Here is a 20413-nt window from a genome sequence, read left to right as displayed (position 1 = left end):
AAAAAACAATGTAAATATGGAAATTCAATTGATTAGAAACGCCACGGTTAAAATTAAATTTGGCAACAAAACTTGGCTTATTGACCCATTTTTGGGTGATGTAAACAGTCTTCCGCCCTTTGCTGGAAAATCTGACAACCCCACAGTACCTTTACCTTTCACTATTTCTGAAATTTTAGAAGATGTAGATTATGTTTTGATAACGCATCTCCATCCTGACCATTTTGATTCGAAAGCGAAAGAGCTTATTCCTAAAACTATACCGTTCATAGTTCAAGCGGCCGACGCTCAAGAGGTAAAATCATTCGGTTTTGAAAATGTGAAAAGCATTGACCAAGAAATCATTATTGATACCATTAAAATCTCAAGGGTAACTGCTCAGCATGGTGAAGGAGATATTTTAAAAGTCATGGGGCATGTTTCTGGTTATATCCTAGAAGCAGACCAAGAACAAACGCTTTATATCACTGGAGACACTATTTGGTGTGATTCGGTTAAAAATAACCTAGATAAATTCCAACCTGACATTATCATTTGCAACGCTGGCGGAAACAGTTTCTACCCAGAGAGTAACCCTTTCAAAACTTACTTGGACATAGAGCGTTCTTATAAAGTAATCATGGATGAAAAACAGGTTTTAGAGCTCTTGAATTACAGAGATGAAACGACGGTTATCACTGTCCATATGGGAGCTTTAGACCATGAAACAGTCTCTAGAGAACAAATGAAAGAATTTATTAAGGCTAGCAATATTGACATGAAAAGACTCCGTGTACCAGAAGACGGAGAAGTCATTAAACTAAATTAAGTAAAATGAAAATTTACATAGTAGGAGCCGGAGCTATAGGAAAGGCTCTAAGTGTTTTTCTCCAACAAGAAAATAAAGATGTAAGTATTATTAGAGGAAGTGTAGACCACTGCCCTACAGAAAGAGAAACTATTAAAGTATTTAATCAAAAGGGAGAAGTTTTTATACAAAACATAAGCACTACCACCTTTAGTCAAATAGCGGAAATTAATGGTATAGTGTTAATCACAACGAAGACATTTGCTAACTCATTTATAGCGAATAAACTCAAAGGGAAAAAAGGTAACTTCTCCATTATTTTATTACAAAATGGTTTAAACATAGAAAAACCGTTCGGTGATTTTAAAGAGCTGTACCGTTGCGTATTATTTTCCACCAGCCAAGTTTTAGAAAACCAGGAGGTCTCTTTTAAAACGGTGGCTCCTTCTCCAGTAGGCCTAATAAATGGCAATTTAAATACACTAGGACGTATTCTAAGTATAATTAATACCTCTCATTTTGTATTTGAAACCGAAACAGACATTTTAAAACACGTTTGGGACAAAGTCATAATAAATTGTGCTTTTAATTCCATATGCCCTTTACTTGAGGTTGACAATGGTGTTTTTAAAAATAACAATGAAGCTTTAAAACTAGCCCGTACAGTTATTCTAGAGTGTTCAAATTTGGCTAGTGAATATGGTATAAAAACTGACGCCAAAGGAATTGAGAAAAAACTAATGCAAATAAGCGATCGAGCAAAAGGGCAACTTATTTCAACATATGAAGACATTAGGAAAAATAGAAGGACAGAAATAGATAGTTTAAATCTTGAAATTTCTAAACTTGCAGATGAATTAGGAAAACCCGAAATAGTCCAAACCACTACGCTATTGGGCAAATTAATAAAGCTGAAATCTGAGATTCTTATAAATCAAAAAATATGATTCCAAAAATGCATCAAGGTTTGAAAGGCTTTATTTTTGACATGGATGGAATTATTATAGACTCCGAACCTCTATGGAAAAAAGCCGAAAAGGAGGTTTTCTCTTCTTTGGGCGTACAGCTGACAGAAGAACTATGTCTAATCACCGAAAGAATGACCACATCAGAGGTTACTAAATTTTGGTTTGAGAAGTTTCCTTGGGAAGGAAAAACTTTAAAAAGTACTGAAAACAGTGTGGTCAACCGAGTATCGGAACTTATTAAAAAAGAAGGAAAAGCCATTAAAGATGTTAAGGATTTCATAAAAAGAATAAAGCTAGCTGGGTTTAAAATTGGTTTAGCCACCAACTCACCAGCTATACTGATTCCTGTAGTTTTAGAGAAGTTAGAGCTTTCTAACTATTTTGATGTCATAGCATCTTCAGAATTTGAGTTGGTGGGAAAGCCAAACCCCTCTGTTTATAAGACAGCCCTGCGAAAATTAAATCTTGATGCAAAGGAATGTATTGCAATTGAAGATTCAAACTCAGGACTAATGGCTGCCAAAAGAGCTGGCTTGAAAACTGTAGCTTTAAGCTCTGAAAATAAAAAGAGTGAATATGCCGACCATCAAATCCATCATTACAATGAATTTGATTTTTCGATAGTAAATTAAGTATCATTTTCTTCACAAAAGATTCTTCTATTGACCCTAACTATAGCAGTTTCAAAATCATGAACAAGAAAAACAGCGTATTTATAGCCACTAGTTTAGACGGATACATTGCAGATATAAATGGAGAAATAGATTGGCTACACGCTATTCCTAATCCTGAAAACAATGACATGGGCTATACCGAATTTATGTCGAACATAGATGCTCTAGTCATGGGACGAACCACCTTTGAAACCGTATGTGGTTTTGACATAGACTGGCCTTATCAGAAACCAGTTTTTGTACTAAGCAATACCCTGACAAAAATCCCAGCACAATACGAAGACAAGGCGATACTAACAAAAGGAACCCTTAACCAGATTCTAGCACGAATTCATGCCAAAGGCTTTTACAGCTTATACATTGATGGTGGCAGCACTATCCAAAACTTCTTAAAAGAAGATTTGATAGACGAAATGACTATTACCATAATTCCCACGCTATTAGGCGGTGGCGTTTCCTTATTTGGTGAGCTAGAAGAGAAATTAAACTTTGCATGTGTAGATTCTAAAATCTATCTGGATACGGTGGTTCAGAATCGTTTTGTAAGGGATAGGTCATAGGTGCTTATTGACAAAGCCTCTAAAGTCAAAGCACTGCATAAAAAACGATGAGATTTATGAAGGATTATATGCATAGGTAAAGCCATTTTACTACTTAGTAAGTTCTATGAAGTAGATAGATGTTATCAATTAGTGTGCAATACCACAGAACCTCAAAGACTGCGTAAAGCAGAAAATGAGGCTCTGAAAAGAAGAGCTCACTAAGAAAAGAGAGCCCTTAAAACCACCTTTCTATTAAATCCTTTATTTCCAATTTGGCAGCGTCTAAAATGTCATCAAGTTTATCTCTATTTTGGTCAAGCCCGAAGGCTGAAATCTGTTCCGACTTGATTCCCATAAAATCAAAATTTTGTTTTAAAGTAGCTGAAGCATACTCTTTCACACTACTTGACATATCATAGTCAAAGCCGCTAACTACAATCGCCATGGCTCTTTTCCCCATACATAAGCCACTAAAACCCGTTTCTGGACTAAAAGAAAAAGTTTTATCGCTTACCACCACCGCATCTATCCAGGCTTTTACTGTGGCTGGCATACTAAAATTATAGATTGGAAAAGCCAACACTATGTTATCTGCATTTAATAGTTGAGCTATGTACGCATGATGGTTTGCCAAAACCGCAAGTTCAGTTTCGGAGAAATCTCGTTTGCCGTGATTCCACTGCATAACCAGATTAAGGTTTTCTGGCAACAATAAATCCGGTGGATTTTCGGACAAATCAAGCTGTGTAAGTGTCGTTTTTCCTGCGGCAAGTTTCACAAATTCATCAAAAAGAATTTTAGAATAAGAGCCATGCCTCGCAGTGTAATTTATTACTAATGTGTTCGTCATATTTTCCGTTTTTTTTCTCAAAAGTACTGACCACCTATTGATAATTTTAATTACATTTATTAACCTATTAATAACCACAGTTATGATTAATTTAGAGTGGCTCCGAACTTTTGGTTCTATTTATGAATGCCGCAATATTACAGAAGCATCAAAAAAACTTAACATGACTCAGCCTGGTGTTAGCAAGCATTTGGCCGCACTAGAAAGTCATATTGGCAAAAAACTCTTTGAAAGAACTACACGTAAACTGGCCCCTACCGAATACGGAAAGTTCTTATATGCTCAAATCAATAATCCTCTTCAGGTACTACAGAAAATAGAACATTACACTAACCAAAGGACAAAAAAAGAGCGATTAGCCATTACCATAGGTTGCACATCAGATTTTTTCAAGAAAGAACTGATTCATAAGATTTACCACTTCGACATGTACATTGTCACACATTTTGGAAACGAAAAAGAATTGGTAGAAGCACTAGAATCAGACAAAGTTCAGCTGCTCATTGGCATAAAAAAGCATCACATCTATGAGCATGAATTTTCTTTCTTCAAACAGGAGGAATTGGTCTTAATTTGCTCCAAAAACATAAGCATTCCTGTGGAACTACTACACGAAGAAAAAGAGCGAATCAAATGGTTACAAAAACAAACATGGTTTGCATTTGACAATGAGCAAGCCGACATAAAAAAGTACTGGAAAGCTGAATTTAATAGTGTCTCTAAAATAGTACCTCGTTATATATTGCCTTCTTATTTGGCTATAATTGATGCTTTAAAGCACAGCACAGGCTTTAGCATAGCACCTAAACATTTATGCCAGGGAATAAAACAGCCTTTTAAAGCAGCTGCCACCATAGAGCAAAAGCGTTTTTACGCCTACAAACTAAAAAACAGTAATACCGAAGCAGTTAAGGTTTTTATGGAGAAAATGGAATTAAAATTGAATTAAGTTTTAACCTGTAATCAACATAAAAAATTATCCATTAAGGTGACTACGGTCATAGTTTGTTTTAGCATCTTATAGTAGTTTCATACCAAAGAAATAAACGCTTAGTCTATTAAAAAGTAAATCATGAATTATCAAATCAAAGCTTCTTCCACCTCAAATCAGGATGCTATCATTCATATAAAGGAGTCCAATGTTGATTTTGGCACTACGCCAAAATCAGCCGAAAGCTTACCAAATCCTGCTGAACTCTTCTTGGGTTCTTTTGCGGCCTGTATGCTGAAAAATGTGGAGCGTTTTTCGCATATGCTAAAATTCAGCTACACCAAAGCTACCCTTGAGGTAAATGCCAAAAGACTTACCAATCCGCCAAGAATGGACAACATAGACTACAGTTTGACTATTTATAGCGATGACAAAAGCCTTAATCCAGTCTTGTTAAAGAAGAATCTTGAAAAATTTGGCACTATTTACAATACAGCCAAGCTATCTTGCACTATTTCAGGTACAGTAAATACCTTAGAAAATGTTTGATTACTTGTCTTAACTTTGGCTAGTCTTAATTAAAAATAATCCATGTCAGAAACAAGGCTTAGCCAAATTGACAAGAAAAAACTAGAGGCGGAGATAGAACAGCTCAAGCTTAAACTAGCGGCTATAGAAAAAGAAACCTATGCTTTTGAAACAACGCTTCGTTCGCATTTAAGTGACCTGATAATAGAAGCACAGGAGCTTTATGTGCTATACAAAGAGATTAAGAAGAAGAAAAAGGAAAAAAGACTAGCACAGAAAAAGCGAGGTAAGAATTATAAAGAACCTGATGGCTTACTAAGCACAAAAAAAACAGAGACAAAATTAGCTACGTCATTAGAAGAGCAAAAGGAGAAAAAAAGGCTTTACCGTGAAGCCATGCTCCATGTGCACCCCGACAAGTTTTTCATGAAAGAAAACGAAACGGATATAGCTACAGAACTCACAGCTAAACTTATAGAAATTTATAAAAATGAAAACCTAGAGGCTTTACAAGCCTTTCACGCCCACATTTTTGAAGGAAATACGGAATTAATCCTAAGTGAGTCATCGGTTAATGTCAAAGTCTCCAATACCCAAAACTACCTTCAACTAGAAAAAGAACGGCTAGAGCAGGCTATCAATCTTGCTAAAAACGACCAACTTTATAAAGTCTTTACTGAAAATGAAAACCCTTTGAGTTTTGTAAATGAGCTAAAGACTTATTACGAAAACCGAATTTCCAAATTGAAAAACAGAACGAGGAAAGGACTTTAAAACTCGCCATCAATAATATATCATCTTGCTATAAATGTTTAATTAGAAGCTTTCTTCCGGAGCATTTTCTAAAAAAATTGAAGTCAAATCTCCTCTAATATATAGCTAATAAAAAAAGGACCGAATAATAAATTTTTGTTGGCTTAAAGATTTGCCTCTTTAAGATTAAAGGTTCCTAAAGCCTACCTGTTAGCATATTGAAAGACTCTAATGGAAAAAATCTAATTACAATAAAATAGTGATAACTTCATTATTCTTTTGAGCCATGTTTTCTTTCAATACTTTAATCCACCTTCTATGCAAAAGACTTTGATTCTGTCCGTTTTATTTCTAATATCATTTCATGCCATTGCACAAAAAAAAATCAGCGTTGAGTTTAACTTTTCGAATGAATTTTCTATCTCGAAATTACAGTATGCTTTAGATGATGGAAATGAAACCTATAAAGCAATTAAGCCTGAAATAGAAGGTAGCAAACTCATTTTTACTGGAAATTTCACTTCACAATATGCCACAATATGGCTGTATTATCCTACCAATAAAGAAACCAAACATTATTACTCAGCTTTTTGGCTTGGCGAAAAGCCAGCAAGCATTTCTATTGAAAAAACAGACCCTACCTTCCATTCGCCATTAGTGGCAAAATCACTTATAAACGCATTTGAAGTTTCAAATGAAGGCGGGAGGGCTTTAGACGCATTTACTTCTACTGAAAGCACCGACCATGAAAACTTCTTTAAAGAGCACGGAAATGCTTATAAAAAGAATGACTCCTTGGCTCGGATATTTTATGAAAAGTATGCTGCATTGTCCAAAAAGCAGATAGAGTACATTGAAAAAAATCCAACCGACTATTTTTCAATTTGGTACTTCAATAAAAACATTGCAGTATCGCCTGCTCTCTCAAGAGATAGCCTGATTTCTTACGCTCAAAAAATATTCAAAGATTCACCTTATAAATTCGAGCGGGAAAGAAGCCTTAGTCTCATAAAAAATACACCAATTTTAAAGAATACGCTGGCCCCAAATTTTGAAGTAAATGACATTAATGCCACCAAGATAAGTTCGGTAGAACTGAGAGGTAAATCTATTTTGTTGGTTTACTGGGCTTCTTGGTGTCTCCCGTGCATTGCCGAGATACCTACCCTGAAAAGAATCAGAGAAATGTTTTCCATAGAGCAGCTTGAAATAATTTCAATTACCAAAGATGAAACCTATCCGCCCTATCAAAGGGCTCTTGATAAATATAACATGGACTGGAAGCACGTTTATGGCAGCCAAGAAATCATAGACATGTTTAATGTAACAGGCATTCCTCAGATATTCCTAATAGATAAAAATGGCTATGTTAAATATTCACAATATGGCTATGAAGAAAGCAAAAGTGAAGGCTTAATTAACATTGTAAAAAAGACCGTGGAGGAGTAGCGTAACTTAGTCCTCATAGTTTACTATTCTGGTCGGATAAAAACACTGACTCCCGCCATACTTTGAACGCTTTCTATGTTTTTAGTCTGTATGTTATCTATCAAATGAGAAAACGCAGTAAGTTTATCTGTGGAGCTATTTTGTGGCATTCAGGCTTTAATTTGGGTGAAATTTACGGCATCTTTTATTTAATGACTGAGTTTAACAGATAAATTTCATATCTTAAAACACAAAAAGTAAATGAGAAACGCATATATTGAAAACTCTCTCAAAGACGAAAACCTCACCTACCGAGGTGAGTCAAACACAAGGTTAAATAGCCTTACGGATGCCATCTTCGGTATAGCCTTAACCTTGCTTATTTTTAATGTTTCTGATGCCGATTCCTTTAAAGATTTGCTTGTCTTTGCAAAGTCATTTCCAGCCTTGCTAGTAAGCATTGCTTTTCTATATATCATGTGGAAAGAACATGTGTATTTTGCAGTTTTATATGGCATTCAAGGCATTAGTTTGCAACTATTGAATGTGATATTCACCTCGCTCATTATCTTCTATGTGTACCCATTACGATTTCTTACCAGGTTACTGACTGACATGCTCTTTGGACTCTCCATGGAATTACGCATAGAAGCTCAGGAAATACCTGAACTCATGATTTACTATGGCGTCATATCGTTTTCTATCTATTTTACACTCTTCCTGTTCTATACGGCTGCACTTAAACAAAAAGCTAAATTAGCCCTGAGCAAATATGAAATATTCTACAGCCAAGCACACCGAAACAGAATGCTGGTAATGGCTGTGGTGCCTTTTATCTCATTAAGTATTTCGTTTCTTTTAAAAGATAAATCTATTTTATGGGCCAGTGTATTAGGAGGTATGTCTTATGGCCTATACCCCATTTTAATGACACTTTGGAGCAAACTTTTCAAACGTAAAAGTCAGACTATTTTGGAGATTGATTAAAACCCTAACTACTGCTTAGCCTTATCTAAATTTTAGGATAAGCTATCTTTAAATCTACTGGAAGTAGCATAATTCCCTTACCTGTATTATAGTTGAAGTACAGCTATAAAAACTCAGTCCAACGAAGCTCGCAGCTTAAGTGGGGTCTTAGCAAAGCTCTGGTTTAGTAGGTTCAAGGGCATGGAGGTTCTCGGCTATCGCTCGAACTGACATAGAAAAAACAATCGAAAATTGTCAGTTTGAGTGAAGACCCTGCCTGTCCTCCATTCGGCGGATAAATAGGCAGACTGGGAGAATAGTCTTTCAAGAACGATTTAACATCGATACCTTAAGACCTCCAAATCCCTGCTAGAGGCAAAAAATAGTGCAATAGCCATGAGGGAATTCGCAAAGCCGTTGTTAAGAAATCCTTAAAAACCTACCGAATAATAAATTTAAGGCTTGCTTTTTTTCCCGTTTCCTATTTTGAAAAGGTTTTATCTTATATTGTTCAATAGATCAAGACAAACGATATAAAATTCTCTAAAGCCACTATTACAATATCCACTATCAATAACCCATGAGTATTAAACATTCCCAAGTAAACTTATTAAACCATTCGGAAGCAAAAGTTAAATTGTTTGGAGACTATATTCAAAAGTATCTCAATATCATATGCAATGATAATTATACAGAATCGATACACATTATTGACTTGTTTTGTGGGCCTGGGGTTTATGAAAATGGAGGAGAAGGAAGCCCTATTATAGCCTTAAAAAACATAAAACAAACCTTTTATCAATTCATCAACAAACGTCCCAATAAATCGCCAAAAATACATTGCCACTTTAATGACATAGATCTAGCTAGATTAGAATCGTTAGAGAATCATATTAGAGATAAAAAACTACATTATAGCAATTTTGGTGAGCTAAATTTAATCAACAAGGACTACACACAAATCGTTAACGAGTTACCTCTTAAATTTAAGGAATTTAAAAACTCAAAAGCGTTTATTTTCATTGACCCATTTGGGTATAAGGATGTAAGAGCTGAGCATATTTTAAATTTATTAAACTGCAACCGGAAATCTGAAGTATTACTATGGCTACCAATTCAGTTTATGTATAGGTTTTCAAAATCTGGAACACCTGAAGTCTTGCAAAGTTTCAACCAGCAGCTAGGGATAAATAATAAAAATATACTGAATGAGTGGGAATATATTAGAGCTTTAAAAGAAGGTTTTGAAAACTTTCTTGGTTCGGATTATTTTGTTGACAGCTTTACACTTAAGAAAGAGGAGAATACCATATTTTGTTTATTTTTCTTTAGCTCTCATATTCGTGGATACGAAAAAATGTTAGAAACCAAATGGGATATTGACAATGAACAAGGCAGAGGATGGAAGTATAATACTAATCAAATAACTCTTTTCACAGATTTAGAAACTAATAAGCTTGAAGATTTATTGACAGTTTATTTAGAGAGTAAGAAGACAAATGGAGAAATATTTGAATTCACTCTAAGAAAAGGCTTTTTGCCTAAACATGCTAAGCAAGTTCTAACAAAACTGCAAGCAGAAAATAGATTAGAACTAGCAAAAAAAGACGATTCCGCTATAAGAAAAAATGCTTTCTACATTAATTATAAAGATTATAAAGACTACTTTGACAAAGTAACTATTAAACTCAGGTAAATGGCACAATCAAGTATAGAATGGACTGAAATGACTTGGAACCCAACAACTGGCTGTACAAAGGTCTCCCAAGGCTGTAAATTTTGTTATGCAGAAATAATGTCTAAAAGACTGCAAGCTATGGGCATTGAGAAGTACAAGGATAACTTTGAGGTAAGAACTCATGAAGATGCTTTGAAAACACCATATACTTGGAAAAAGTCCAAAGTTGTTTTTGTAAACTCAATGAGTGATTTATTTCATGAACAAATACCTTTAGAATTCATTAAAAAAGTTTTCAAGGTTATGAATGAAAATCCGCAACACGTTTTTCAGGTTTTAACAAAGAGAGCTGAGAGGCTGTTTGAGCTTCATAAAGAATTTAAGTGGACCCATAACATTTGGATGGGAGTTTCTGTAGAGGAAGAAAAGGTAAAAGACCGAATAGACTTCTTAAGAAAGACAAATGCCAGAGTCAAATTCCTCTCACTAGAACCATTAATCGGAGAGTTACCAAACCTTGATTTAGAAAATATGGATTGGGTAATAGTTGGAGGAGAAAGCGGTCATAATCCAAGACCAATGGAAGCAAGTTGGGTTCTTGATATTCAAGAGCAATGTGAAAAAGTAGACGTGGCTTTCTTTTTTAAACAATGGGGCGGAAAAAACAAAAAGAAAAATGGTAGAACTCTTAACGGCAGAACATACGACGAAATGCCCGAAATTGAGTTACAGCATAGCGTCTAATTCTGTGATGTAAAAAAAACTAAGCTTTAAAACTAAATCATTAAATATGAACGAATTCAATGTATTTATTGGAATAGCTACTTACAGACAAGGTTTGATTAATCCTGGCATAGCAGTAGACAATATGTTTGGTGTACATGGCTCTCCAGTGAATACCACACTTCCAAACGGTACAATTCTTAATTCTACAATCAACAGAACTCATAATCCAAATGGAGGTGTTAGAATATACTTTGGAGTTCAATTCAGGGAATGTATCCAGAACAATTATAATTTAAATGACAATTTTTTGGCAACAGTCCCGAATCATAATTCAATTGTTATTCTATAAGAAATCAAACTATGTCCTCTTCTATTTTTTAGATCATCACCCACAGTTTTGACCTTGAGTACAGTAATTGCAAACAAATGATTTCAACTAAAACTACAATTTCAGTTAAAGAAGAATAAGCACTGCAAAGAAGCCGAAAAAAAGCTTTGTGTGACAAATAAGCCCTAAAACCTCACCCCAAAAAACACCGTATCTAAACCATTACCTAACACAGCACATGCGATACGACGGCCAAAACGAGGAATATTTTGAAGTAGTACACATCAGCAGTGAAAACTGCCATTTGATAAAAGCCTCCAAAAACTCTGAGCTTTCTTTACTCTGGTTTGACTCCGACCATAACATTCTTAAAATAGATGGCCTTGAGCATCATTTCAAAACCAATGAGCTAATTTCCCTTACGGAGTTTCATAAAGTGGAAACCATAAAAGTGGACAAACTACGCTTATTGAAATTTAACAGGCCTTTTTACTGCATCTTAGACCACGACAGCGAGATTAGCTGCCGAGGGATTCTGTACTTTGGTGCAGCCACCCTACCTCACATAAGACCAAACGCCAAAGAACTAGACACCCTAGAAACCGTCTGGAAAATGCTATGCCTAGAAATGGAGTCTCGTGACAACCTACAGCTAGAAATGCTCCAGATGATGCTGAAGAGGATATTGATACTCTGCACGCGTATATATAAGGAGCAACTGAAATATGATGTGTCTGGTGGCGAACATTTTGACAGCCTTCGTACTTTCAATTTTTTGGTAGAAAAACACTTTAAAGAAAAACATAGGGTGGCAGACTATGCCGAGCTACTCAGCATTAGCCCCAAAAGCCTTTCTAACCTCTTTAAGAAAATTGGCAGTAAAACGCCCCTTCAATACATTCAAGAAAGACGCCTGCTAGAAGCCAGAAGACTTTTAAAGTATAGCGAGCGTAGTATCTCCGAAATTGCTTTCCATCTTGGCTTCTCCGATTTGCAGGCTTTCAGCCGTTTTTTTAAGAATAATGAGGGTATTTCGCCCAACGACTTCAAGAATTCTGAGCAAAAGGAAAAATTGCCAACTTAAAAGGAATTTCCGCCTATTTAGGCCTTCTCGTATTGCTGCACCTTTGTAACATCATTTTGATAATAACAATTAAAACAACAATACGATGTCAACATTTAGTGTTCCAACAAGAGAAGAAGTATCAGAAAACAATCAAGCCATTTTCGACAACCTTGAAAAAGGTTTAGGCTTTGTACCAAACCTTTATGCTTACTACGCAAAAAACGAAACGGCCTTAGGTGATTACCTAGCTCTTCAAAATCGCAAGTCTACTCTAAAAGCCAAAGAAAGAGAAGTTATAAACTTAGTAGTGAGCGAGTATAATGGCTGTAAATATTGCCAGAGTGCACATACGGTATTAGGTGGAATGAACGGTTTTTCTGAAGAGCAAATTTTAGAACTAAGAGGTGGCACTGCCAGCTTTGATGCTAAAACAGACGCCTTAGTAAAATTCACTCTTTCAGCAGCCTCAAATAAAGGAAAAGCATCTGCAGAAAGCGTAGAAGCATTCTTTGCAGCTGGCTATACCGAAGCTAACATGATAGATGTGGTGATTATTATCGGTGATAAAACCATCAGTAACTACATTCATAACCTAGCAGATTTCGCCATCGATTTCCCATTGGCTCAGGAACTTAATGCTGAATTAGTTTAAAACTATTTAGCTCCATCGGAGCGATATATTAATAGCAACAGCTAAGAATAAATATAGAATGTGTTTGGCGTGATTTTGGCCGAAATGCCAAAATCATGACAAACGCTCCCTTGGACTAAAAACACTCAATTTCTTATTCGAAAATCATATTCTTAAAAATCAAAACAATAAATACAATGAAAAATCTATTAGCTGCATTAGTAGCAACATTCGCTCTTACGTTTTCTACAACTACTTACGCTCAGTCTGATGCCACAGTAGTAGAACTAGAACAAACCGAAGGTGCGTTTACACAGAAAAGCCTAACACTAGAGCCTGGTACTTATGTATTTAAAGTAGCCAATGTAGGTGTAGACCGTGACCTTGGTTTTGTACTAGCACCACAAGGAAAATCTGGTGAAGCTCACCATATCAAAGAAGCTTACGTGACCGAACTTATCAAAAAAGGAGCGACTTCTAGCAGTAAAGTGGTAACGCTAGAAAAAGGCACATATGAGTACTTTTGCCCACTAAACCCTACGCCAAAATACACTTTGGTAGTAAAATAAGGAAATACGGAAATTGTTAAAAAAACTGTCCTCAGCTATATTGCTGGGACAGTTTTTCTTTTAATACAAGTCAAAAATAAAATACGGACTTCCGATTTGTCAGCATCATATGATATTTAGGTATAGATTAAAAACCTACTTCTTGATAATCAAACTTACATAAAACAGGACTCTCTGATGAAGCCAAATACGCTTTCCCATTGCTGATTACTATTCCGAGATAATTTCCATCCCCAGATCTTAAATAGATCAAGTCATTCTGATAAACATAATTACCATTTGTTGTATCTAATTTTTCAACAAAAAAATATGATCCCGATTCTATTCCCTTTTTATATGAAGCAGTCAAATCATTTGTACCACTAATAGTTAAATACAAACCTGAACCAACATTAATATCATTTAAAGTCTGTAAATAAACCAGATCATTATTTGTCAAAAGTCTCGGAATATTAACCGTTATCCCCCCAGTTCTAATAGATGTGACGCCTCCTGTGTTATTATGTACACCTAAAGAATAATCACCGGTACCGCCATTTGCCACGATATCATGCATTGAAATCCCCGATGCTCCTGTTGAATCCGAAGGGCCTACGTAAAACCAATTCCCTTCAAAAGCTACTGCTAATCTTACCTTAGAGCCGTCGGGAAAAGGCTGTGAACTAGGAACAGAAATACCAGAATATATATTAAATGAAATATAGGTACTACTACTATTACTAAGGTTCAAGTGCGATGGATTAGTATTCCCTTTATCCATCCCCAAATTATTGTAAGCCGCACTTTTAAAGTGAATAGAATCTCCATATCGTATGTTATCTCCGCTGCTACCATTAAGTTTTTTAACCACCCATATAGCTGCATCGGATCTTGAACCATAAGTAAGGTCTGATGAGCTACCGTGTGCCTTTAGGTAATTATTTGAACCTAGCAGCGGAGATATATTTTGGATATAAAGCTGGTCGCTATCTTTCATACTGCCTGAATGGCCAGAAAACACTAAATTTTGAGGATAATTTTCTAAGCTAGCTTTCCCATTACTAGATACTCCACTTAAAAAATTACTATCTATTTTTAGTTTAACCACATCTCCATATTCTATTTTAGGCTGCTGCAATGATTGCGGCCGAGTATAAGTCTCACTATAAATCAATGTTGATTCGGGGTTGGCTGGTTTCTGAGAATCGCTTCCCCAAGAAGGAAATTCATAATAAGAAGCAGCTACGGGGTCATTAGAATTATTAACTCCTGAAAAATCTAAAATACCATAAGCATGATTATAATATCCATTTTCATAAGAAAGCTGATACCTTGACGGGTCTAAATAAGGGAAGTCCGAACAGTTTACCTTGTAAGGATCATCTCCATGCGACTCCTGATAAGAGCTACAGCCCAATAATCTGCCTTTAGCTAGTCCGTCAAGATTATTTTGATATAAGGCAAAATTATGCTCGTGACCCCATACCCATGCGGCAATCTTATCTTTAAAATAAGGCTGAAAAGTATCATGAAGTCCCATGTTTTTATATTCAGTGTGCCAAATCCCATCCCAAGAAAGTGTGCCGTTTATCTTAGCATTTGCAGAGAAAAGCTGATGATGAGATAGCAAGATGGTGCTTCCGTCAAAATTGTCCAGTTTGTCTTTATGCCATTCTATCTCACTGCTTCTTAATTTGGGGCCTTGGACCGTTGTATTTATGGCATTATAAGGGTCAAAATCATTATATCCAGTATCCATGGCTAAAAATTGCCATTGGCTATTTTGAACTCTCAAACAGAAAAAACTTGCTACTTGTAAGTAGCTACTTCCCAAGCTTGCGTTTAAACCAGGTAGCAATTCAAAATAAGGATATCCATAACTATAATATTCGTGATTTCCTGGGATTGTAAAAAAAGGAATATTTACGTTGTTGGCTTGATATACCTCATTTATAATATTTGTAAAGTTATTTCTGCATTCTGTGCTTGTACCAGAATAATAAATGTCACCCAAATGAATAATTGCAGCGGGATTATGATTCACAATCAAGTCATTGAGCATTGCCTTGGAGTCATCCATACCCGTGCCCCAGTCTCCTATTATAGCTACTTTAGAACCTTGAGGGATTTGCCAAGGAATAACTCCGAAAGAAGATATTGAGTGGTTTTTCCAAGAAGCATAATCTCTCCCAGAAGGATGTGCTATAGACGAATATTCATAATTAGCCACCGTGCTTCCTATAAACTCTGCCCAGGCTTCATCACTATAAGGCCTATCAGGATAACCATCTGTACTGCTAGCCTGAGCTTGATAAGACCCACCTTGAGAGCCTTGCTGGCTTTGTGGTGTCATATAATCATCCGCTCCTTCTGGCTTAGTTTTGAAAAAATATGTTTTTAAAAAGGAATGTTCTAGGAGAGCTTTTAACGCTTTGTGAGGAAGTTTCTCTAGAGGAATTTCAGATTCAGGAAAATCCTTCGCTAGAATTGGACTACTCGTAAATGGGTAATCCGAAATCTCCTCTGCATGCTGAACAAAAGCATCATTTGCATCTAATATTTTCTGAAGCAATTCCGGTTTTTCAGAAAAAAAAACGGTAGCATTTTCATTAATATTAGACTGCCATTGAGACAGCAGAATGTGGTGTACGCGAACTGGAGGTTTTTTCATATTAGTTTCATGTTATAAATTATAAAAATGTAAAAAATAAAAAATTATTATGGGGCTAATAATTCTTAAATACATATTACGAGTAATGATTGAAAAATTAATCCAATTCCCTAAAACCTTATTAAATGGCTTTTCAAACATCAACATAAATCACTTATAATAAGAACGCTAAGCAAATAAACCAAAAGCCGAAGTTGTTCAAGTATCATAATCAAGTAATATTTTTATTTAAAACTATTGAAGTTGACAACTCGGATTATTTCAAAAAACTAAATTCCTTTTTCCCGTAAAATAGTTTTTCACAGAAGATTTAGTCAATGGATAAAGAACCGCTTAAAAGGAAAAAAATCATTTCTGTGCTAGTCGGTATGCTTTTCTTATTTTTCTTCAATACTTTTAAAGAGCCATGAAAAAAACGCCACTGCTACCATCAGAAATAAAATCACAAGTTGATTTAGTTAATGCCTCTCCTATATTTGAACACCCAATATGACTTCAAATATTTATGTACTAGGAACTGGGCTTTCCCACAACGGCTCTGCTGTATTGTTAAAAAATGGAGAGGTATGTGTTGGGATAGAAAAAGAACGCCTAAGCCGAGTAAAACATGATGGTGGGAACGACAACCTTGCCATTCAGTACTGTCTTGATGCAGAAGGTATTACTTTAGAAGATATTGATCTAGTGGTTCAATCTGCAAACTTTGAAATTCCAGACAGAAAGTATTACCAAGGAGAGCGTATTTTATCAAAACACCCGGAGCTAGAAGTTATTAATATTTCTCATCATTTGGCTCATGCTTATAGTGCTATTGGCACATCTCCATTTAAGGAATCTGTGGTGATGGTAATAGATGGTTGTGGTAGTCCTTTAGACCAATTCTTAAGTCTACATCCAGAGCAAAAACCATTGGTATGTTCATCTATTCTTGAAGAGAGTCAAATGCAATGCGAGAAGGATAGTTTTTACTATTTTGATGGTCAAAATCTAAAAACTATCTGGAAAGACTTTAGCATTATGTCTTCTCCTAATCAGAAGAGCAACATTTCATTACCTACCACGCTTCATTCTATTGGCGGTTTTTATAATGCCATAAGTCTTTACGTTTTTGGAGATATGAATGACCTCGGAAAACTTATGGGTTTAGCTCCATTTGGTAAATCAGGTATTTTTAAAATGGAAGCTTTTGAGTTTAAAAATGATAATTTATACCTCCAAGAAGACTGGAAAGAACTATTAACACAGCCGTCAAAATCCTATCAATACTTTTCTGACCATTTTGAATACTACGCCAACGTTGCAAAATGGGCTCAAGAGCAAATTGAAAAAGCTGTAATGACATGCCTAAAAACAAGATTAAATCATTTCCCTCACAAAAACTTGTGTTACACAGGAGGTGTGGCCTTAAACGCAGTGGCCAATACTAAACTTGTAAAGGAAAACTTAGCACAGAATATATATTTTGAACCTGCCGCAGGAGATAATGGTTTGGCTTTGGGTTGTGCTTTTTATGGCTGGCTAGCACATCTAAAAAAGCCAAAGAAAAAGCATAATGAAAGTACCTGCTTTGGTAAATCATATAACGGTTTCAGAATAAAAAATGCAATAAAGAAGCATTCAAATAAGAGTTGGTCAAAGACCGAATTTAATAATGAAGATGAACTATTAAACTACGTAGCTCAAAAAATTAATACAGGTAAAATAGTTGGTTGGTTTCATGGAGGCTCTGAATTTGGACCAAGGGCACTTGGCAGAAGAAGCATCTTGGCACATCCCGGAAAAAAAGGGCTAAAAGAACTCATCAATAAGAACATCAAATTTAGAGAAGACTTCCGCCCTTTTGCTCCCTCAGTACTTAAAGAAAGAGTAGCAGATTATTTTGAGATGGGGCTGTCTAGTCCTTACATGATTTTGGTAGATAAAACCAAAGCAGCATATCGCCAAACCCTATTTAATGTGACACATGAGGATGGCTCCTCCAGAGTTCAAACAGTAGACTCCAGTTGGAACCCTCGATATGCCAAACTTATTCAAGAGTTTGAAAAGCATAGTGGAATACCTATTCTTCTAAACACCAGCTTAAACAGGAAAGGTACACCCATGGTAGAAACACCTGAAGACGCAATAAATTTGTTTGAAGAAACTGCCATTGATATCCTAATTTTAGAAAACATGAGCTTGGAAAAACAAGAAGACAATACTAAAACATTGATTATTAATTTCATTGAAAGTAAAGGAATAGATGTTATAGAGACAAATCTTGACGGCTACCAATGTTTCCTCCCCGGCCTTTTCCTTAAAGGAAATAGCATTTTGATGGACTCTTCTAAAATGATTTATCCGGGAGACCTTTTACATGAAGCTGGTCATATTGCGGTAACTGAAGAGGCTTTACGACCATTCATAGGTTCTGAAAAAATGCCAGCAGAATGGCCGAGTGATGGTGATGAAATAGCTAGTATCCTATGGTCTTATGCAGCTATTGAACATCTTCAAATTAACGCGGAAATAGTCTTTCATAAAGATGGTTATAAGGGAGATTCCGAGTGGCTAATACAGCAATTTAGAAGTAAAAATTTTATGGGTCTACCACTTTTCTCATGGATGGGTTTCTGTGACGAAAGTAAACCCGAAACTGCGTTTCCGAATATGATAAAATGGCAAAGATGAAGCTTACCTCTCATATAAAATTTGACTTAAAATTTGACGAAGAGAAGCTTCAGAAAGACCTTTCTGTGCTCTTAGAAAACAGTTGGATTCCGCACTTCAACAAGAACAATTATGAAGGTGAATGGCAGGCTATTCCACTTTATGCTCCTGATGGTGACCAAAAAAATATCTTTGCATTAGGTAATGACAAATCCTTAAAACCTACTCCACTTTTAAGTCAATGCCCGTATTTGGAAGAAGTGATTAACAGTTTTAAATTCCCGATTCTGTCTGCTCGAATTCTTAAACTAGGCGTAGGGGTCCATATTAAGCCACACCAAGACCATGAACTGGGTTATGAGGATAATAATTTCAGAATTCACATACCAATAATCACAAATGAACATGTCCGTTTCATTTTAAATGGAGAGCGGCTTATCATGTTACCTGGCGAATGCTGGTATACCAATGTAAATTACACCCACTCCGTAAGCAACAAAGGCGATATAGCCAGGATACATTTGGTGATAGACGGTGAAAGAAACGCATGGTCTGACCAACTATTTTTTAGTAAGGCTCCTAAAGAAAGTTTTGTAAAATCTCCTGCAAAAATGACAGAAAACACAATCATAAGAACCATAGAAGAGCTAAAAAGAAGTGGGCTGGATAAAAAATCTGAACTCGTTAAGAACCTTGAAGTCGATCTAAAAAAGCTTAGATCTAGCATAAAAAATGCCCCAAGGTGATTTCACCAAGGGGCATTTTGCATTTATGAATATGAGCCTGTTTCTATGCTGCTTCTGCGGCTTGTTCTCTCATTTCGTTTGAAGGGAGAATCAAGAAATCTACTCGTCTGTTTCTGTCTCTGTTTATTTTAGAGCTATTCTGATAGTCTGGATATTTCTCACCAAAACTGTCTATAAAAAATCTACTCTCGTCTATTCCACATCCTTTAAGGTAATTAGCTGCAATAGCCGCTCTTCTGAAAGCTAATTTGTCATTAAACTCGGCAGAACCTGAGGCATCCGTACGTCCGGCTACTAAAACATATGTATCTGGCTCTTGCTGTAAGTTAAAGGCTAATTTTCTTAAGGCCGCTTTAGCGTCTTCGTTAAGCACGAAGTCTTCAACACCATACATGTCGCCTTTATCTAGTGCTACTATCACACCTTCACCAAAATGAAGCACGGTAGCTTCTTGATTTAAATTGGCATTTAAATCTTTAGCATAAGTTTTCATCCAGTCTGACATTAAGCTTCCTGCTCTTCCTTCTGTACTGTATTTTGAAATGGTGTCGGCCAAAGGGAAATTATAGGCAACCTCATTATTATAAACCTCATCCGTAAAAATCACATTGGCTTCTGCTATGGCGTTATTGGTGGCTGGAGCTGCCTCTATTTCCATATCTCCTGTATTGTCCATCATTTCCATTTCTGCTGAGTCATTCATTGCAGTATCTTCCGAGGAGTCCGAACTCTCATTACACCCGAAAACGAAAGTTGAAACGAATATTGAGCCTAAAAGTATTTTTGCGTATTTCATAATTGTATTAGTTTTGATTTGTACGATATCTTCTAAAAAGGCTATTCCTTTATCTTTTCAGAAGTTTCTTTTGCGGAATGTGTAGAAATGTCGCCCCGATGGGTGGAGTTTCTAAGGCATGGTATATCGAAACCAATACTTAAGAGC

The 20413-nt window shown here is 35.9% G+C and carries 21 protein-coding genes; 17 read left to right on the top strand and 4 right to left on the bottom strand.

The window, feature by feature from the left end; all coding sequences use genetic code 11:
* The first annotated feature begins 16 nt into the window (after positions 1-16).
* The 4 genes from AADJ06_RS00515 to AADJ06_RS00500 are packed head-to-tail and all read left to right on the top strand — an operon-like array spanning position 17 to position 2989.
* Positions 17-808, top strand: coding sequence for an MBL fold metallo-hydrolase (locus tag AADJ06_RS00515; RefSeq protein ID WP_341224428.1), 792 nt, complete (start codon positions 17-19; stop codon positions 806-808).
* A gap of 5 nt (positions 809-813) precedes the next feature.
* Positions 814-1734, top strand: a complete 921-nt coding sequence (locus AADJ06_RS00510; RefSeq protein WP_341224427.1) for a 2-dehydropantoate 2-reductase — start codon at positions 814-816, stop codon at positions 1732-1734.
* Complete coding sequence (locus AADJ06_RS00505) at positions 1731-2387, top strand: HAD-IA family hydrolase (RefSeq protein ID WP_341224426.1); 657 nt, start codon at positions 1731-1733, stop codon at positions 2385-2387. The genes AADJ06_RS00510 and AADJ06_RS00505 overlap by 4 nt, the downstream gene beginning before the upstream one ends.
* Positions 2388-2446: 59 nt before the next feature.
* Positions 2447-2989, top strand: a complete 543-nt coding sequence (locus AADJ06_RS00500) for a dihydrofolate reductase family protein (protein ID WP_341224425.1) — start codon at positions 2447-2449, stop codon at positions 2987-2989.
* Positions 2990-3206: 217 nt separating this feature from the next.
* On the opposite strand, the gene AADJ06_RS00495 is transcribed toward AADJ06_RS00500, so the two are convergent.
* Entirely contained in the window at positions 3207-3821 is a 615-nt protein-coding gene (locus tag AADJ06_RS00495) for an NAD(P)H-dependent oxidoreductase (RefSeq protein WP_341224424.1), read from the bottom strand.
* 82 nt (positions 3822-3903) lie between these two features.
* Between AADJ06_RS00495 and AADJ06_RS00490 the strand changes: the two genes are divergently transcribed.
* From AADJ06_RS00490 to AADJ06_RS00475, 4 genes are all read left to right on the top strand, one after another.
* On the top strand, positions 3904-4770 hold the full coding sequence (locus AADJ06_RS00490; protein WP_341224423.1) for a LysR family transcriptional regulator: 867 nt from the start codon (positions 3904-3906) through the stop codon (positions 4768-4770).
* Between the two features lie 123 nt (positions 4771-4893).
* Positions 4894-5301: an OsmC family protein gene (locus tag AADJ06_RS00485; RefSeq protein ID WP_341224422.1), complete on the top strand. Its 408-nt coding sequence runs from the start codon at positions 4894-4896 to the stop codon at positions 5299-5301.
* A 42-nt stretch (positions 5302-5343) separates the two neighbouring features.
* A complete protein-coding gene (locus tag AADJ06_RS00480; RefSeq protein WP_341224421.1) occupies positions 5344-6054 on the top strand; it encodes a hypothetical protein in 711 nt (236 codons plus the stop codon).
* Between the two features lie 297 nt (positions 6055-6351).
* Positions 6352-7482, top strand: a complete 1131-nt coding sequence (locus AADJ06_RS00475; protein WP_341224420.1) for a TlpA disulfide reductase family protein — start codon at positions 6352-6354, stop codon at positions 7480-7482.
* A gap of 23 nt (positions 7483-7505) precedes the next feature.
* Here the strand turns inward: AADJ06_RS00475 and AADJ06_RS00470 are convergent, their stop codons facing one another.
* Positions 7506-7631, bottom strand: a complete 126-nt coding sequence (locus tag AADJ06_RS00470) for a hypothetical protein (protein ID WP_341224419.1) — start codon at positions 7629-7631, stop codon at positions 7506-7508.
* 91 nt (positions 7632-7722) lie between these two features.
* Between AADJ06_RS00470 and AADJ06_RS00465 the strand changes: the two genes are divergently transcribed.
* The 7 genes from AADJ06_RS00465 to AADJ06_RS00435 all read left to right on the top strand — a co-directional run bounded on the left by AADJ06_RS00465 (position 7723) and on the right by AADJ06_RS00435 (position 13425).
* On the top strand, positions 7723-8448 hold the full coding sequence (locus tag AADJ06_RS00465; protein WP_341224418.1) for a TMEM175 family protein: 726 nt from the start codon (positions 7723-7725) through the stop codon (positions 8446-8448).
* Between the two features lie 559 nt (positions 8449-9007).
* Entirely contained in the window at positions 9008-10123 is a 1116-nt protein-coding gene (tcmP, locus tag AADJ06_RS00460) for a three-Cys-motif partner protein TcmP (protein ID WP_341224417.1), read from the top strand.
* Positions 10124-10849, top strand: a complete 726-nt coding sequence (locus AADJ06_RS00455) for a phage Gp37/Gp68 family protein (protein ID WP_341224416.1) — start codon at positions 10124-10126, stop codon at positions 10847-10849.
* A gap of 46 nt (positions 10850-10895) precedes the next feature.
* A complete protein-coding gene (locus AADJ06_RS00450; protein WP_341224415.1) occupies positions 10896-11180 on the top strand; it encodes a hypothetical protein in 285 nt (94 codons plus the stop codon).
* A gap of 217 nt (positions 11181-11397) precedes the next feature.
* Positions 11398-12243, top strand: coding sequence for a helix-turn-helix transcriptional regulator (locus AADJ06_RS00445; RefSeq protein WP_341224414.1), 846 nt, complete (start codon positions 11398-11400; stop codon positions 12241-12243).
* Positions 12244-12328: 85 nt separating this feature from the next.
* On the top strand, positions 12329-12877 hold the full coding sequence (locus AADJ06_RS00440; protein ID WP_341224413.1) for a carboxymuconolactone decarboxylase family protein: 549 nt from the start codon (positions 12329-12331) through the stop codon (positions 12875-12877).
* A gap of 176 nt (positions 12878-13053) precedes the next feature.
* Positions 13054-13425, top strand: coding sequence for a cupredoxin domain-containing protein (locus AADJ06_RS00435; RefSeq protein WP_341224412.1), 372 nt, complete (start codon positions 13054-13056; stop codon positions 13423-13425).
* A gap of 127 nt (positions 13426-13552) precedes the next feature.
* Here the strand turns inward: AADJ06_RS00435 and AADJ06_RS00430 are convergent, their stop codons facing one another.
* Positions 13553-16075, bottom strand: a complete 2523-nt coding sequence (locus tag AADJ06_RS00430) for a metallophosphoesterase (RefSeq protein WP_341224411.1) — start codon at positions 16073-16075, stop codon at positions 13553-13555.
* Positions 16076-16564: 489 nt separating this feature from the next.
* Between AADJ06_RS00430 and AADJ06_RS00425 the strand changes: the two genes are divergently transcribed.
* Together AADJ06_RS00425 and AADJ06_RS00420 are read left to right on the top strand one after the other, a co-directional pair.
* A complete protein-coding gene (locus AADJ06_RS00425) occupies positions 16565-18745 on the top strand; it encodes a carbamoyltransferase C-terminal domain-containing protein (protein ID WP_341224410.1) in 2181 nt (726 codons plus the stop codon).
* Entirely contained in the window at positions 18733-19470 is a 738-nt protein-coding gene (locus AADJ06_RS00420) for an aspartyl/asparaginyl beta-hydroxylase domain-containing protein (protein ID WP_341224409.1), read from the top strand. Before AADJ06_RS00425 ends, AADJ06_RS00420 begins: the two co-directional genes overlap by 13 nt.
* A 43-nt stretch (positions 19471-19513) precedes the next feature.
* On the opposite strand, the gene AADJ06_RS00415 is transcribed toward AADJ06_RS00420, so the two are convergent.
* On the bottom strand, positions 19514-20266 hold the full coding sequence (locus tag AADJ06_RS00415) for an OmpA family protein (RefSeq protein ID WP_341224408.1): 753 nt from the start codon (positions 20264-20266) through the stop codon (positions 19514-19516).
* Between the last annotated feature and the right edge of the window lie 147 nt (positions 20267-20413).

Origin of the sequence: uncultured Arcticibacterium sp. (assembly GCF_964021845.1) — a bacterium.
GTDB lineage: Bacteria > Bacteroidota > Bacteroidia > Cytophagales > Spirosomataceae > Arcticibacterium.
The sequence above is the reverse complement of the archived record's forward strand: the minus strand, read 5'-3'. Positions and strand labels throughout refer to the sequence as shown.